This is a genomic window from Bradyrhizobium sp., from assembly GCF_004799445.1.
Taxonomy (GTDB): Bacteria; Pseudomonadota; Alphaproteobacteria; order Rhizobiales; family Xanthobacteraceae; genus Bradyrhizobium.
The window spans coordinates 14,205-29,719 of sequence record NZ_SSNA01000212.1; the positions used below are offsets into that span (position 1 = coordinate 14,205).

Here is a 15,515-nt window from a genome sequence, read left to right on the forward strand (position 1 = left end):
TTCAATTGCGGTCTTCAGTTCATTTGCACGCCGAGCCGGAACGCGTTCTCGACGATGCGCAAACCTACCTCACCGCCGAGCGACATCAGCGATTCCGGGTGAAACTGCACGCCGCCGACCGGCAAGGTCTTGTGCTCGATCGCCATCGCGACGCCGTCCTCGGTGCTCGCGGTCACCTGGAGCACGTCGGGCATGCTGTCGCGTTCGACGTAGAGCGAATGATAGCGGCCGATCACGATCTCGTCGGGCAAATTCTGCATCAGCCGGCCGCCGCGCACCTGAATGCGAGATGGCCGCCCATGCGCCGGCTGCTGCAGCTGCCCCAGATGGCCGCCGAAATACTCGCCGATCGCCTGCACCCCGAGGCAAACGCCGAAGATCGGCAGCTTCCGGCCCAGCGCCGCATCGATCGTTTTGGAGATGGCAAAATCTTCCGGTCTCCCCGGCCCTGGCGACAGCACCAGGAGATCGTAGCTCCCGGTGTTTAGCATTTGCTGGGCGTGAATATATCTTACCACCGTCACGCTGGCACCGACCTGGCGAAAATAATCCGCCAGCATATGCACAAAGCTGTCGTCATGATCGATCAGCAGCACCCGCTTGCCCGAGCCGGTGGCGTCCGGCGCGAACGCCGACAACGGCTTCGGCGGATCGCCGCGCAACGCCTGAAACAAGGCTGCCGCCTTGACCTGGCACTCGCGGTCCTCGGCGGCAGGATCCGAATCGAACAGGCAGGTGGCGCCAACCCGTACCTCGGCGAGACCGTCCTTCATCCGGATGGTGCGGATCGTCAGCCCGGTGTTGATGCTGCCATCAAAGTTCACAACCCCGATCGCACCGGCATACCAGCGCCGCGACGAACGCTCGTTGTCCTCGACGAACTGCATCGCCCACAATTTCGGCGCACCGGTCACCGTCACCGCCCAGGCATGGGTGAGGAACGCATCGAGCGAATCGAAGCCCGGCCGCAACATGCCCTCGACATGATCGACGGTATGAAACAGCTTTGAATAGGTCTCGATCTGACGCCGCGCCAGAACCTTGATGGTGCCGGGCACGCAGACCCGCGCCTTGTCATTGCGGTCGACATCGGTGCACATGTTGAGTTCGAATTCGTCCTTCTCCGAATTCAAGAGCTGCCGGATCTGCTCGGCGTCGCCGATCGCGTCGACGCCGCGGGCGATGGTGCCGGAGATCGGGCAGGTCTCGACCCGCCTGCCGTCGGAGCGCACGAACATCTCCGGCGACGCCGACACTAGGAATTCGCCTTCGCCGAGATTCATCAGCGCGCCATAGGGCGATGGATTGATCCGGCACAGCCGCTGGAACACTTCGGCGGGCGTTCGTTCGCAGGGCTCGGCGAACAATTGCCCCGGCACCGCCTCGAACAGATCGCCGCGCGCGAACGCGGCACGCGCGGTCTCGACGGTGGCCTGATATTCGCCGGGCGCGTGATCGGAAAATCCCTGCCGCGGGGTTTTGGCGTAGACGCTGTCCGTTGTGTCGCGCGGCAGGCCTTCCGACGATTTGCCGTTCCAGGCAAAATCGTAGCTCAGGACCACGCCGCGGCCGGTGGCGCGGTCATAGGCCAGGAGGCGATCCGGCACATAAAGCACGATGTCGCGCTGGTCGCTCTCGCGCGCGCGCTTCTGCACCAGGTCTTCGATCTGGAACACGAGGTCGTAGGCGAACGCGCCGAACAGGCCGAGCATCGGATCGTCATTGGCGCCCAATGCGGCCACCAGATCGCGCACCAGCGACATCACGCTGGCGCGGCGGGTGCGCTGGTCCTCGTCCACGGGCGCAGGCCCGCGCACGATATGCCCGGCGAGACGGCTTGCGCTCTTCTCGGTGATGACGACGCAGGGGTCGCTCAGGACGTCGCCGAGAAAGCCGATCAGGACTTCGCCGCGCGCATTCAGCGATGAAAGCGAAAAATCCGGTCCCGTCGTCTGCAGCTGCAGGGGCGGGTCGCAAAAGCCGAGGTCGAAACTCTCGTAGCGGCCCGGCACCGTGGTCCCCGACGACAGCACCACGCCGCGGCGGCGATCGAGCAGGTCGATCAGGTCATCGAGCCTGTTGGCGCCGCCTGAAAATTGCTCCACCAGGCGGGTGATCGCGAGCCCGCCACGGCTACGATATTCGAGGCGGGCCGGCAGGGAGAAAACAGTCCTGTTCATGTGATCCTCTTACGAAACTTGCCGAGGGAACGCCACACAGGACAAACAAAAGGCCGTCGCGCTGCGATGACGGCCTCGAACGATCTTGGAAAATGAAATCGCACCGGCCACCTCTAGAAGGTGGGCCACCAAAGACGGGCTTTGCGGACGACGGTGCTCATGGGCGGTAAACACCATGGCAGAGCCGGGACGTCAAGGGAGATGCGCCCCGCGGGAAGTCCCATTCCCTCCCCCTCGCAGCCGGGATCTACCCCGGTTGCGCTCGCCTAAGCCTGAAAAACATGCATAGGATTCAGGCCAGGATCCAGGGAAGCGGGAGACGCTCGATGCCGTTGCAGGCGCTGGGATATGTCGGGTTCGGCTCAGCCGCGCTGGACGATTGGCGGCAGTTCGGCACCGGACTGGTCGGCCTGCAGGCGGTGGAGCGCAGCCCGTCTTTGCTGGCGTTCCGGATGGACGACCGCAAGCAGCGCATCGTGGTCGACAAATCGTTGCCGGACGGCGAGCGTTTTTTCGGCTGGGAAGTGACCGATGCGGACGCGCTCGACGCACTCGCCGCGCGGCTTGAACAGGCGCAGATCGACGTCACGGCCGAGCCGCAGACACTTGCCGATAACAGGCGCGTGCGCGGCCTGATTTCGTTCCGCGATCCCGCCGGCAATCGGCTGGAGGCGTTTTACGGCGCCGAGATCGCCGAGCAGCCATTCAGTCCGGGCCGTTCGATCTCCGGTTTCCGCACCGGCCCGCTCGGCCTCGGCCATGTCGTGCTGACGGTAAAGGACATCCATGCGGTGATGCCGTTCTACGTCGAGGTGCTCGGCTTCCGGCTTTCCGACTACATCGAGAAACCGTTTCGCGCCTACTTCTTTCACATCAATGCGCGGCATCATTCACTTGCGCTGATCGAGACCGGCAACAACGGCATGCATCATCTGATGGTGGAGCTGTTCTCGCTCGACGACGTCGGCCAGGGCTACGACATCGCCTTGAACGAGGCTGAGCGCGTCAGCGTCACGCTCGGCCGTCACACCAACGACCTGATGACGTCGTTTTACGCCAAGACCCCCTCCGCGCTCATGATGGAATGCGGCTGGGGCGGCCGCGAGATCGATCCCGCGACCTGGCAGGCGGTCGAGATGCACGACGGCCCGAGCCTGTGGGGACATGAACGGGTCTGGCTGCCGCCGGCCGACCGCGAGGTGGCGCGCGAGATGCGGATGCGCGCCGCAGCCGCCGGCCTGCGGGCGCCGGTTCAGGTCATGGAGGGCAATTACAGGCTGATGTCGGGCACCTGCGCGTGGTGGGACGGGATGAAGGGGTAAGTGAAGAGGTTGCCGTGGTCCTACTTCCCATCCACCGAAAACGCCAACAGCACATTGCCCGGCATCGTGCCGAAGTTGGTGTAGCCTGAATTGACGTAGAGCATGCCACCGGCAACGACGGCTCCGGGGCCGTCGAGCGAGCCGCCATGCGCCGGCGCACCGTTGACGGTCTGATAGTCCTGCATCGTGTCGACGTCCCAGATGGCCTCGCCGGTCTTCGCAGCATAGGCGCGCAGGTGGCCGTCGAGCCCGCCGGAAAACACGACGCCCGGGATCGCCGTGACCGCCGCCGACTGTGCCGGGCTACAGCCCGGCCGATCGTTGCAACCGGGATGCGGCGTGTGCCACACGATCTCGCCGGTGGCGAGTTTCAAGGCAAAAAGCCCGCCACCGGCGCGCGGGTCCATCTTCAACTCACCCGGCCCGAAGATCGATTTCTGACCGCCGGGCGTTCCCGCCGCCACTCTTTGCAAGCCGATATCCGAGACGGCGACATAGATGTTCTCGTCGTCGGTGGCCATGCCCCATTGCACGCCGCCAAGCGTGCCGCCCTGGCCGACGCGCCGTTGCCACAGCACGGCGCCGTCATGATCAGGATCGAGCGCGTGCACCATGCCGGATTTCTGCCCCGCGATCAGCGCGCGCTTGCCCTCGGGTAGATCGACGAGGATCGCGGACGAGCCGAAGTCGAAATCGGGACCTTTGGCATCCGGACAGTTGCTGCGATACTGCGTGGTGCACGCAACATTGTAGGCATCACGCTCGGTCATCTGTCGCGACCATTTGAGCTTTCCGCTCGTCGTGTCGAACGCGATGAAGGCGTCGGAAGTGTCCTGGGCTGGATTCGAATAGCTGTCGCCCGTAGTCGCGTAGATCGTGTTCGCCTTGAGATCGACCGTCGGCGCCGACCAGATCGCGCCGCCCGAGGGTCCGAACAGCTGGACGCCGATTGAACTGATGCCCTGCGCTTGCGCGGGCGGTGAGACGTAAGCGCGCCACTTGACCTCGCCTGTGCCCACATCGAGTGCGGCGATGAGTCCGCGGAAGGTGCAGCAGGAGTAGCGCGGATCGGCTGCCAGCGCTTCCTCCAGGGAGGAGACCGGCACGTAAAGAACGCCATCGGCCAATGCAGGTGCGCCCGTGATCATGGCCGCCTGATGCTCCTCGACGCGCCGCTTCCACAAAAGTTTGCCGGTATCGGCGTCGAGCGCATAGGCATGGCCACGCTGATCACCGAAATAGGCCGTTGTGCCACGTGCGTCCTCACCGATGGTAATCGCCGTGCGCACGCCGAATCCTGCATCGAACATCCAGCGTTGGCAGCCGGTTTTTGCATCGAGCGCATAGACCTTGCCGCCGGCACTGCCGACGAACACCCGGCCGCCAAAAACGGTCGGCTGCGCGTAGGCCCTGACGTCGCTCGGGAATCCGAACGACCATTTCAACTTCAGGCGCGGAACATCGTCCGGCGCAAGTTGGGCCTGGTCTGCAGGCTGGAAGCGATGCTGGCGGATGTCGACACCCCAACCGTTCCAGCGCGGCAGGGACGTTTCGCTCAGCACAGGAGCCGGCTCGCGGCAGCTCGAATCCGGTAGCACCGGAGGCGGCGCCGCTGGACCTCCCGCCAGGAACCGCACGACGTCGCCGATCTGGCCTCGACTCAAATCCCGACCCTGCTGACTCATCATCCCATAGGCCAGAGCGAAGCCGATCCGCTCCGGCGAGAGGAGACGCAGAGCATTCCTGTCCGGCGCGCGCGCCACCCCACCCTCATGGCATGTGGCGCAACGCTCCCGATAGAGCGCTTCGCCCGACGACGAAGCCATCTCCTCGGCATGGGATGGCATGGCAGCGGTGGCGAGAATGAGTCCGATCGAAAACGACAGGGACGAAAAGACCGCACGCCGGATACGGGACCAGGATGACATCGTCGTTCCTTCTTGGCGAGGTTTCACCAGTACCCGTCGATCAACGTGATCGAACCGCGCGCGATCTGGCTTAGCAGACCACGGAAACGTCGTCACGCCGATTCAATCTGAGCGTGCAAGTTGCCGCCACTCGGCAACCACGTCAAGCGATCTGCTCGCGATAACAACCGTGTTGGATCTCTTCGATCAGGCTCCGCGCCTTCGGCTGCCAGCCGAGCTGCCGCGCCCGGACCGCGCGCACCCGGCTGTTCGAAGCCATCGTGTCCTCGGCGAGGCCCTCGCCCCATTCGGAGGTCGCCTCTGCCATCGACATCGCCGATGGTGCTCCCTCGTAACCCAGCATGCGATTGATGGCTTCGCAAATCTCGCGCATCGAATTTTCGCCGTTCTCGGCAAAGAAGAACGCTCCGGCGGCCGCTTTCTCGATCGCAAGTGCGTAGAGCGTCACCAGATCGTCGATGTGGACGTTCGACCAGATGTTCTCGCCGGGTCCGGCGTGGGCCGCGCAACCTCGTTTTCTGGCAAGGCCGATGACCAGCGGCACCTGCATGCTGTGCGGCTCGATGCCATGGCCGAGGCCGTAGATCAGGCTCGGGCAGACGATGACCGGACGGCAGCCCTTGTCGCGGTACGAGAGAATGAGATCGTTCAACGCGACCCGGGCTGCGCGGGCGGGCGAAGGGGTGATCGGTGAAGTTTCGTCAAAGATCGCGTCAGATCGATGGCCCTTGGCGCGCGTGCCGACGATGCTCGATCCCGATGTGTGCATGAACAGCTTGCCGCTTCCGGCCAGCGCGCCAAGCAGGGCAGCGACCGCGCCGTTGTGATCGGCGCTCGCCGCATTGATGACGATGTCGGCGGCTTGTGCCGCTTGCGCCAGAAATTGCCCATCGTCCAGCGTTCCCAGCAACGGCTCGATGCCCCGGGCGCGAACCGCATCGGCCTTCTCCGGCGAGCGAACCAGGCCGGTCACCTGATGTCCGGCGGCCACGAGATGCGCGGCCACCGATCCGCCGATATAGCCGGACGCGCCTGTGCAGAAGACCTTCATCGCAGCCCTTCAAGCGAGCATTGCCGGACCCGGGGTGATGGATACCGGCGGCAGCCTTCTCCCCCCATAGCGTCGTCTATGACAGGCACCTCACCCCAGATGCCTCCTGAAAAAGTCGGTGGCGCGGCCCCAGGCCAGTTCCGCCGCCTTGCGATCGTGCACCGACATGCGCTGCTCGTTGACGAAGGCGTGGTCGGCGTCGTAGCGGAACAGCTCAAGCGACTTGCCGGCGGCCTTCATGGCCTTCTCGAACGCATCGACCACCTGCGGCGTGCACCAGTCGTCCTTGCTAGCGAAATGCGCCTGCAGCGGAATCTTCACATCGGCCGGCTTCGCCGCCGCCTCCGGCGGAATGCCGTAGAACACGACGCCCGCGGTCAGTTCGGGGATTTTGGTGGCGCCGATGATGGTGACCGCGCCACCGAGGCAGAAGCCGGTCAAGCCGACCTTGGCGCCGTTGCGAGCGAGATATTGCGCGGCGCCGCGCACCGTCTGCATGGTGGCGTCCATGAAGTCGAGTGAGTTCATTTCTTTGCCGGCGGCGTCGGTGTCGTGATACGGCACCACCTTGCCGTTATAGAGATCGGGCGCCAGCGCGTCGAAGCCGGCCACCGCGAAGCGGTCGCACAGCCCCTTGATCTGCTCCTGAAGCCCCCACCATTCCTGGATCACCACGACGCCCGGCGCGTTGCCGCGCGCGGCGTTGGCGAGATAGCCGTTGGCGTCCTTGCCGTCCGGACGTTTGAACGAGATGCTGGTGCCCATGGATTCCTCCGGTGATGTTCTTGGGGGGCGATCGGCCGGCATTCTGTCCGCTGGGCGGGCGAGAAGCAATCGTGGACGGAATCACAATCGCAAAACAAAAAAGCCCCCGGAGGGGCTTTTCGAAGTCACAACCGTCGCCGACGTCAGTGCGCGTCAGCCCAGACCTTCTTCTTGGTAAAGTACATCAGGCCCGCAAAAATGATCAAGAACACGAAGACCTGCAGCCCAAGCCGCTTGCGGGCCTCCATATGCGGCTCCGCCGCCCACATCAGGAACGTGGTGACGTCCTTGGCGTATTGCGCCACCGTTGCCGGCGAACCGTCGTCGAACGTGACCTGACCGTCGCTGAGCGGCTTCGGCATCTTGATGGAGTGACCGGGGAAATACTTGTTGTAGTAGGAGCCCTCGGGGATGGTCACCCCGGCGGGCGGCTTGTCCTCGAACCCCTGCAGGATGGCATCGACATAGTTCGGGCCCTGCTCCTGGAACGTGCTGAAGAAGTCGAACACGAATTTCGGAAAGCCGCGCTCGTAGGAGCGCGCCTTGGTGATCAGCGACAAGTCCGGCGGCAACGCGCCGCCATTGGCCGCGCGCGCAGCCTGCTCGTTGGGGAATGGCGAGGGGAAGTAGTCGGCCGGCCGGCCCGGCCGCTCGAACATTTCGCCCTGATCGTTGGGACCGTCCTTGATCTTGTATTCGCCAGCAAATGCCGTCGCCTGCGCGGCCGTATAGCCGGGACCGCCGGGATCGGCGAGGTTGCGGAACGCGATATAGGACAGCGCGTGGCAGGCGGAACAGACTTCCTTGTAGACCTTCAGCCCGCGCTGCATCGCCCCGCGATCGAAGGTGCCGAACGGACCGGCAAACGACCATTTCTGCGACGGCGGCGTGGCCTCCTCCTCGGCCCGGGCATTCTGTGCGCTGCCGGCAAACAGCGCGCCTGCAAGCGCCAGCACGATCACCGTCGATACCGCCGACTTGCTTCCGTACTTGGCGAGCACATCGTCGGCGATCGAGTTGGGGATCGGCCTCGGCTTTTCGATCCGGCTCAGCAGCGGCAGCAGGATCAGGAAATAGGCGAAGTAGCAGAACGTCAAAATACGCCCGGCGATGACATAGATCCCTTCCGGCGGCTGCGCGCCGAGATAGCCCAACAGCACGCAGACCACGACGAAGATCCAGAAGAATTGCTTCGCCAAGGGGCGGTACCGGGACGAGCGCGTCCTGGCGGAATCGAGCCAGGGCAGGAACGCCAACACGATGATCGCCGCGAACATCGCCGTCACGCCCGCGAGCTTGTTGGGGATCGAGCGCAGGATCGCGTAGAACGGCAGGTAATACCACTCCGGCACGATATGCGCCGGCGTCACGCCGGGATTGGCGGGAATGTAGTTGTCGGCGTCGCCGAGATAGTTCGGCATGTAGAAGATGAACCACGCGAAGAACAGCAGGAAGCAGGAGACGCCGAACCCATCCTTGATGGTCGCGTAGGGCGTGAACGGCACGGTATCCTTTTCGGTCTTGGCCTCGACGCCGGCCGGATTGTTCTGCCCCGCGACATGCAGCGCCCAGACGTGCAGCACGACCACGCCGGCGATCACGAACGGCAACAGGTAATGCAGCGAGAAGAAGCGGTTCAGCGTCGGATTGCCGACCGAGTAGCCGCCCCACAGCAGCGTCACGATGCTGTCACCGACGTAAGGCACGGCCGAGAACAGGTTGGTGATGACGGTGGCGCCCCAGAAGCTCATCTGGCCCCACGGCAGCACGTAGCCCATGAAGCCGGTCGCCATCATCAAGAGGTAGATGATGACGCCGAGAATCCACAGCACCTCGCGCGGCTCCTTGTACGATCCGTAATACAGGCCGCGGAACATGTGGACGTAGACCGCGAGAAAGAACATCGAGGCGCCGCTGGCATGCATGTTGCGGAGCAGCCAGCCGTAGTTGACGTCGCGCACGATGCTTTCGACCGACCTGAAGGCCACCGAGGCCTCCGGCGTGTAGTGCATCGCCAGGATCACGCCGGTCACGATCTGCACTCCGAGCATCATCGAAAGGATGGCACCGAAGGTCCACCAGTAGTTCAGGTTGCGCGGCGTCGGATAGGCCACGAACGAGGAGTGCATGAGACCGAAAATCGGGAGACGCCGTTCAATCCATTTCACGGCGGGATTGGTCGGCTGGTAGTCGGATGGTCCGCTCATGATGCGATCCCTGGGGAAATAGGACGACGCGACGGGCTCAAGTCTCGGATACCGGATCCTAAGGCTCAGCCAATCTGGATTTTGCTGTCGGAAACGAACTGATAGGGCGGCACCGGCAGGTTGGCCGGCGCGGGTCCCTGGCGAATACGACCGGAGGAGTCGTATTGCGAGCCGTGGCAGGGGCAGAAGAAGCCGTCGTAATTGCCCTCATGGGCGATCGGGATGCAGCCAAGATGAGTGCAGATGCCGATCACGACCAGCCACTGATCGTGGCCTTCCTTGACCCGGGATTGGTCGGTTGCAGGATCTGGCAGGCTTGCGACAGGCACCGCGCGGGCCTCGTCGACCTGCTTCTTGGTACGGTTCATGATGTAGATCGGCTTGCCCCGCCAGAACACCTTGATGTCCTGCCCTGAGGCAATCGGCGCCAGATCGACTTCGATCGGCGCGCCGGCCGCAATCGTCGAGGCGTCCGGATTCATCTGGGAAATGAACGGCCAGAGCGTGACCACTCCGCCGACGGCGGCGGCAGCTCCCGTTGCAACAAAGAGGAAATCACGGCGTGTCGGTTCCGCCGAAGACGCTGTCGTCACGATTCCATACCCTTTCTCGGCTGCAGCCGGTGGAACCGCCCCAGGCAGCGCATAAACGACACCCAAGGGAGGCTGCCGGCGCCCGCGACCCCCGCGGCGGCAGAAAGACCACTTTTTCTCACCCAATCGGGCGGAACAAGCAGTCCAGAATCGTTCTATTGGCACCCTTGCCGGACGAGCGCAAGCCCGCTATCGGCTGGCCGGCGTGCAATGCACTAATTGATGATTTATCCGGACATTTCGCGGGAGACCCGAAGGGCCGTCACCACATGCAGATTGCGCTTTTCCAGCCCGACATTCCCCAGAACACGGGCACGATTCTTCGGCTTTGCGCATGCCTGGACGTGGCGGCCCACATCATCGAGCCCGCGGGTTTCCCGGTGTCGGACCGGCATTTTCGCCGCGCGGGCATGGATTATCTCGACCAGGTGACCCTGATGCGCCACGACTCGTGGCCAAAATTCGAGCAATGGCGTAACGAAAAAGCCTACCGGCTGATCCTGTTCACAACCAAGGGGGCCAGCTCCTATCTTGATTATGAATATGGCTTGAACGACATCCTGCTGTTCGGGCGCGAATCCGCTGGCGTCCCGGACGAGGTCGCCGCCGCGGCCGACGCCCAGCTGGTGATACCGATCAAGCCAGGGCTGCGATCACTCAATATTGCGATGGCCGCCGCGATGGCTTTGGGCGAGGCCTTGCGGCAAACCAGTGCTCCGATTCCGAAGTTCGCAAATGATCGCGGCGACCTCTGATACGAACTTCGGAATCATAGGGAGCACTGGTAACCTAATGTTTTCTGGTGCGGTTTTTGAATTTGAAGTTCCTATGATGAGGTTGCAGCGACACTGATAGGAACTTCAAATTCACCGCACCAGTCCCGGGATCGGCCCGCGGGGTCAGGTATTGTAAATGGATATTTCCGTGATCGAACAACACAAGGCAGGCGCCAGGGCCTGGTTCGAAGCGCTGCGCGACGACATCTGCTCAGCCTTCGAGCGGCTGGAAGACGAGGCGCCGGCATCGCTCTATCCGGGCGACGCCGGGCGCTTCGTACGCACGCCGTGGCAGCGCACCGACCATACCGGCCAGCCCGGCGGCGGCGGCGTGATGAGCGTGATGCGTGGACGGCTGTTCGAAAAAGTCGGCGTGCATTGCTCGACGGTCCATGGCGAATTCGCACCCGAATTCCGCGCCCAGATTCCCGGCGCCGCTGACGATCCCGCGTTCTGGGCGTCGGGCATTTCGCTGATCGCACATCTGCGCAATCCGCATATCCCGGCGGTGCATATGAACACCCGTTTCGTCGTCACCACCAAAGCGTGGTTCGGCGGCGGCGCGGATCTGACGCCGGTGCTGGACCGGCGGCGGACCCAAGAGGATCCCGACACGATCGCCTTTCACGCCGCGATGCGGGCCGCCTGCGACGCCCACACAACCGTTGCGAGCTACGAGAAGTACAAGAAGTGGTGCGACGAGTACTTCTATCTGCCGCACCGCAAGGAGCCGCGCGGCATCGGCGGCATTTTTTATGACTGGCACGATTCCGGCGACTGGGACGCCGACCTCGCCTTCACCCAAGACGTCGGCCGCGCTTTCCTGAACATCTACCCCGAGCTTGTCAGGCGCAATTTCGACGCGCCGTGGACGGAGGCGGACCGCGAGGAGCAATTGATCCGGCGCGGGCGTTACGTCGAATTCAATCTGCTCTACGACCGCGGCACCATTTTCGGCCTCAAGACCGGCGGTAATGTGGAATCGATCCTGTCGTCGATGCCGCCGGAAGTGAAGTGGCCGTAGGGCGACCCTCGTCATTCCGGGATGGTCCGCAAGGACCAGACCCGGAATCTCGAGATTCCGGGTTCGATGCTTCGCATCGCCCCGGAATGACATAACCCGAACAGAATCACACCATCTGCCGCACCGCCGCCGATATCATCACCACGCCGCCGGCGATCACGGCGGCGTCGAGGATGGCGGTGTGGATATGCACCGGCATGCGCTCGACGAAGGCTCGCGCGAAAAATGCCCCGGGCAGCGCGATCGCGCCGATCAGAAGTGCAAAAGCGAGGACCTGCGCGGTGACGGCGCCGGCCAATCCGAACACGGAAATCTTGATGGCGCTGGTCGCAACCGAGATCACCGCATCGGTCGCGATCACCGCCGCGCCCTCGAGGCCCGCGGCCATCAGCAGCGACAGCAAGATCACGCCCGAGCCCGAGGTGCCGCCAACCACGATGCCGTAACCCACCGCGCCAAAGCCGAGCCCGGTGTCACCGATCCGGAAGTTGCGGCGTCTGGCCAGACGGCGCAGCGGCACGCTTGACATCAGCATGGCGCCGATCACCAGCGCGGCGCCGGCATTGGTCAGCCGCGTATAGCCGTAAGCGCCGAGCGCGGTCGTCAATGCGGCGGCCGAGATCACGATCAGCGCGCGGCGGCCGTCGGCGTAACGGCGATAGGCCGTGACGCGGCTGAGATTGGTGAACACGGCCGATATCGCGATGATCGGCACCACCGGTTCGGCGCCGATCAGCGGCACCAGAACCAGCGGCATCAGCGCGCCGGTGCCGTAGCCTGCGAGGCCGCCGACCACCGAGGCAAACAATGCGACGCCCGCGACCAGCAGCAGCCGCGCCAGCGAAATATCGGCAAAGCCGGCAACCAGGTTCACGGCCGGCCGTCGCGGCTGAAACGCGTGACGGTCTGATCGGCGATGGCCTTGAGCGCCGGCTCGTCGAGCGGGAACTCCGCCGCCAGCCAGGCGTCCTCGGCCAGCGCCAGCACCTGCCCGAGCCCGGGACCCTGGGCAATTCCGCGCGCGATGAAATCGGCGGCCTTGAGGGGAAATTTCGGCGCGCTCCAGCGCCGCGGCAAGGTGGCAAGCTCCCGCCACGACGCCGCACCGGCATCGCCTCCCGAGCGCGCCCAGGCGAGCAGCAGCCGGTCGCGGTAGCGATCTTCGCCAAGCCGATAAAGCCGCCGGCGCGCGGTTGCCTCGTCCATGCCGGCGAGCCGCCACCAGCGATGGCCCATGGAATCGAGCGCCTTGGTCTCGGCATTGGTCAGTCGCAGGCGGGCAGCGAGCCGCCTCGCATCCTCGGTGACGGCGACCGCCAGCGCGCCAAGACGGCGAACCGGGTCCGGCGCAAATCCCAGCGCGCGCTCTGCCGCAATCATCGTCGCCAGCGGGCCCGTATAGGCGACGCCGCCGAAAATCGGCAGCAGCAATCCGCCGTCGACCATCGCGGCAATGGCGCCGGCCGCGCCTTCCGCGATCATCAGCTTCAGGATTTCCTGGCGCACGCGTTCGGCCGAGAGCGTCGCAAGGCCGGCCCGCCCGGCGATGCATGCGAGGTATCCGGCGCGGTCGGGCTGACCTTCGCCGTAGGCGGCGTGAATCCGGAAAAACCGGAGGATGCGCAGATAATCCTCGGCTATCCGCTGGTTCGGATCTCCGATGAAGCGCACGCGCCTTGCCACGATATCGCCCAGCCCGCCGACGTGGTCATGCACCACGCCATTGGCGTCAACCGACAGCCCGTTGATGGTGAAGTCGCGCCGTTCGGCATCGCGCCCCCAATCGCGTCCGAACGCGACCTTCGCCTTGCGGCCGAAGGTCTCGGTGTCCTCGCGCAACGTCGTGACTTCGAACGGCTCGCCATCGACGACGAGCGTCACCGTGCCATGTTCAATACCGGTCGGCACACTCTTGATGCCGGCTGCCTTAGCGCGGCGGATCACTTCGGCGGGCAAGGCGGTGGTCGCAATGTCGATTTCGCCGACCGCAATCTTCAACAGCGCATTGCGGACCGCGCCGCCGACCACGCGCGCTTCCTCGCCGTTGCCGTTCAGCAGCTTCAGCACGCGGGCGGCTGGACCGGAATTGAGCCAGGGCGCGTTGTCGAGCACCCGCGCGTCACTCATTTTTCAACTCCGGGAACCAGCCTGCCGTTCTCCACATGCGCGGGGATGTAGGTGGAGTTCGGTGGCGCGCCGGAGAAATGCGCAAGCAGGATGAAGCTGGCCACGACGAGCAGCAGCGAACCGAGCAACAGTTTGGCGATGACGCTTAGCGGCCAGGAAGACTGCACCAGCAATCCGGAGCGCGTCGCGATCAAAAACAGCACGTAGACCCCGAAAGGGATCAGGAAAATTCCGATCTCGGTGAAGGCCGGTCGGATCATGGCAGGCAAATCCGTTCATACAGCACGCGCAGGATTCCGGCCGTGGCACCCCAGATGTAGCGTTCCTCATAGGGCATGGCGTAGTAGGCACGCTCGATGCCGCGGAATTCCTTGCTGTGCAGCTGATGGTTCGCCGGATTCATCAGGAACGCCAGCGGGACCTCGAAGGCATCGTCGACTTCGGTTTGGTTGATGCGCAGTTTGAAGCCCGGCCGCACCCGCGCGACCGTCGGCAGGATGCGGAATCCGAAGCTGGTTCCGTACAGATCGAGATAACCGACCGGATCGACGAATTCGCGGCTCAGGCCGATCTCTTCCTCGGCCTCACGCAACGCCGTATCGAGCGGCGAGGCGTCGGTCGCATCGATCTTGCCGCCGGGAAAGGAAATCTGGCCGGCGTGATCGTTGAGATGGGCCGAGCGCTGCGTCAGCAACACGGTCGGTTGCGGGTGGTCGACCACCGGGATCAACACCGCGGCGGGACGGATCGGCTGCTCGCGCGCGATGATCTGCAGCATGCGGTCGGTGCCCTGGTCGCCGCTGAGAGGAACCAGGCCGGGATCGCTCAGACCTGCGGGAACGTCGAAGCGCAGCCGCGCGCGGGCCCGATCGAAAAATTCCGCCGAGCTGATCGCCGCGGGATCACCCTTCAACATCGGCCCGTTCAAAGCGCGCCCCTCACCTGCTCCGCGTCCGCCATCGCAAAAAATTCCCCGGCCGATGCGACCCCGAACATCGGATGACCATCGACCATCCGCTCCTCGCCCATGTCAACCAGATCGTAGTAGAGCGCGCGGGTGACCTTGGCCCACAGATCGGCGCGGACGTGAAGATAGGGCGTGAGGCCGCCATCGGCGGCGGCCTCGAACCGCAACCGGTGTGCCTGGTCGCAAACGACCCAATCGTCGACATTGGTGCGGAAGCGCAAAACCCGGCCCCTTCCATCGTGCTCCCTGAGCATCTCGACAGCAAGAAACGGCGCGTCGTCGACGCGAATACCGACCTTCTCCACCGGAGTCACGAGAAAGTGCTTGCCCTCTTCGCGCTTGAGGATCGTCGAAAACAGCCGGACCAGCGCCGGCCGCCCGATCGGCGTCCCCATATAGTACCACGTACCATCCCGGGCGATTCGCATGTCAAGATCGCCGCAGAACGGCGGATTCCACAAATGCACCGGGGGCAATCCCTTTCCGGTCGCGCTGGCATTGGCGGCATCGCGGGCGGCAGCCGTCAGTCCTTCGAGACCTTGATCGGGTTTCTGCCCTTGCTTCGCCATTGTTTG

14 protein-coding genes are annotated in these 15,515 nt (G+C 64.2%); 3 read left to right on the plus strand and 11 right to left on the minus strand.

Annotated features, from left to right (window positions below; translation table 11 throughout):
- Positions 1-14: 14 nt before the first annotated feature.
- The gene (locus E8A46_RS27820; protein ID WP_291568031.1) at positions 15-2,180 is read right to left on the minus strand and encodes an anthranilate synthase component I; all 2,166 of its coding nucleotides are present in this window, start codon (positions 2,178-2,180) and stop codon (positions 15-17) included.
- A 326-nt stretch (positions 2,181-2,506) separates the two neighbouring features.
- Here E8A46_RS27820 and E8A46_RS27825 point away from each other — a divergent pair, with 326 nt between their 5' ends.
- Positions 2,507-3,502 carry a VOC family protein gene (locus E8A46_RS27825; RefSeq protein ID WP_291568033.1) on the plus strand — a complete coding sequence of 332 codons (996 nt, stop codon included), beginning with the start codon at positions 2,507-2,509 and terminating at the stop codon, positions 3,500-3,502.
- Positions 3,503-3,522: 20 nt separating this feature from the next.
- Here the strand turns inward: E8A46_RS27825 and E8A46_RS27830 are convergent, their stop codons facing one another.
- The 5 genes from E8A46_RS27830 to petA all read right to left on the minus strand — a co-directional run bounded on the left by E8A46_RS27830 (position 3,523) and on the right by petA (position 10,046).
- Positions 3,523-5,430: a PQQ-binding-like beta-propeller repeat protein gene (locus E8A46_RS27830; RefSeq protein ID WP_291568035.1), complete on the minus strand. Its 1,908-nt coding sequence runs from the start codon at positions 5,428-5,430 to the stop codon at positions 3,523-3,525.
- 142 nt (positions 5,431-5,572) lie between these two features.
- Positions 5,573-6,481, minus strand: a complete 909-nt coding sequence (locus E8A46_RS27835) for an NAD-dependent epimerase/dehydratase family protein (protein WP_291568037.1) — start codon at positions 6,479-6,481, stop codon at positions 5,573-5,575.
- A gap of 90 nt (positions 6,482-6,571) precedes the next feature.
- Positions 6,572-7,246 (minus strand): dienelactone hydrolase family protein, encoded by a 675-nt coding sequence (locus E8A46_RS27840; protein ID WP_291568039.1) that lies wholly within the window; start codon positions 7,244-7,246, stop codon positions 6,572-6,574.
- A gap of 143 nt (positions 7,247-7,389) precedes the next feature.
- Positions 7,390-9,453: a cytochrome c1 gene (locus tag E8A46_RS27845; protein ID WP_291568041.1), complete on the minus strand. Its 2,064-nt coding sequence runs from the start codon at positions 9,451-9,453 to the stop codon at positions 7,390-7,392.
- 65 nt (positions 9,454-9,518) lie between these two features.
- Entirely contained in the window at positions 9,519-10,046 is a 528-nt protein-coding gene (gene petA / locus E8A46_RS27850; protein ID WP_291568044.1) for a ubiquinol-cytochrome c reductase iron-sulfur subunit, read from the minus strand.
- A 269-nt stretch (positions 10,047-10,315) separates the two neighbouring features.
- Between petA and E8A46_RS27855 the strand changes: the two genes are divergently transcribed.
- Together E8A46_RS27855 and hemF are read left to right on the plus strand one after the other, a co-directional pair.
- On the plus strand, positions 10,316-10,801 hold the full coding sequence (locus E8A46_RS27855) for a tRNA (cytidine(34)-2'-O)-methyltransferase (RefSeq protein ID WP_291568086.1): 486 nt from the start codon (positions 10,316-10,318) through the stop codon (positions 10,799-10,801).
- 157 nt (positions 10,802-10,958) lie between these two features.
- Positions 10,959-11,846: an oxygen-dependent coproporphyrinogen oxidase gene (hemF, locus tag E8A46_RS27860; protein WP_291568046.1), complete on the plus strand. Its 888-nt coding sequence runs from the start codon at positions 10,959-10,961 to the stop codon at positions 11,844-11,846.
- Positions 11,847-11,952: 106 nt separating this feature from the next.
- Here hemF and E8A46_RS27865 read toward each other — a convergent pair whose 3' ends face one another.
- From E8A46_RS27865 to E8A46_RS27885, 5 genes are read right to left on the minus strand one after another with little or no spacing between them, the layout of a single operon-like run.
- Positions 11,953-12,720, minus strand: coding sequence for a TSUP family transporter (locus E8A46_RS27865; protein ID WP_291568048.1), 768 nt, complete (start codon positions 12,718-12,720; stop codon positions 11,953-11,955).
- Positions 12,717-13,973 (minus strand): CCA tRNA nucleotidyltransferase, encoded by a 1,257-nt coding sequence (locus tag E8A46_RS27870; RefSeq protein WP_291568050.1) that lies wholly within the window; start codon positions 13,971-13,973, stop codon positions 12,717-12,719. Before E8A46_RS27870 ends, E8A46_RS27865 begins: the two co-directional genes overlap by 4 nt.
- A complete protein-coding gene (locus tag E8A46_RS27875; protein ID WP_291568051.1) occupies positions 13,970-14,233 on the minus strand; it encodes a DUF6111 family protein in 264 nt (87 codons plus the stop codon). Before E8A46_RS27875 ends, E8A46_RS27870 begins: the two co-directional genes overlap by 4 nt.
- Positions 14,230-14,901 (minus strand): CoA pyrophosphatase, encoded by a 672-nt coding sequence (locus E8A46_RS27880; RefSeq protein WP_291568053.1) that lies wholly within the window; start codon positions 14,899-14,901, stop codon positions 14,230-14,232. Before E8A46_RS27880 ends, E8A46_RS27875 begins: the two co-directional genes overlap by 4 nt.
- The gene (locus E8A46_RS27885; RefSeq protein ID WP_291568055.1) at positions 14,898-15,509 is read right to left on the minus strand and encodes a DUF1285 domain-containing protein; all 612 of its coding nucleotides are present in this window, start codon (positions 15,507-15,509) and stop codon (positions 14,898-14,900) included. The genes E8A46_RS27880 and E8A46_RS27885 overlap by 4 nt, the downstream gene beginning before the upstream one ends.
- Between the last annotated feature and the right edge of the window lie 6 nt (positions 15,510-15,515).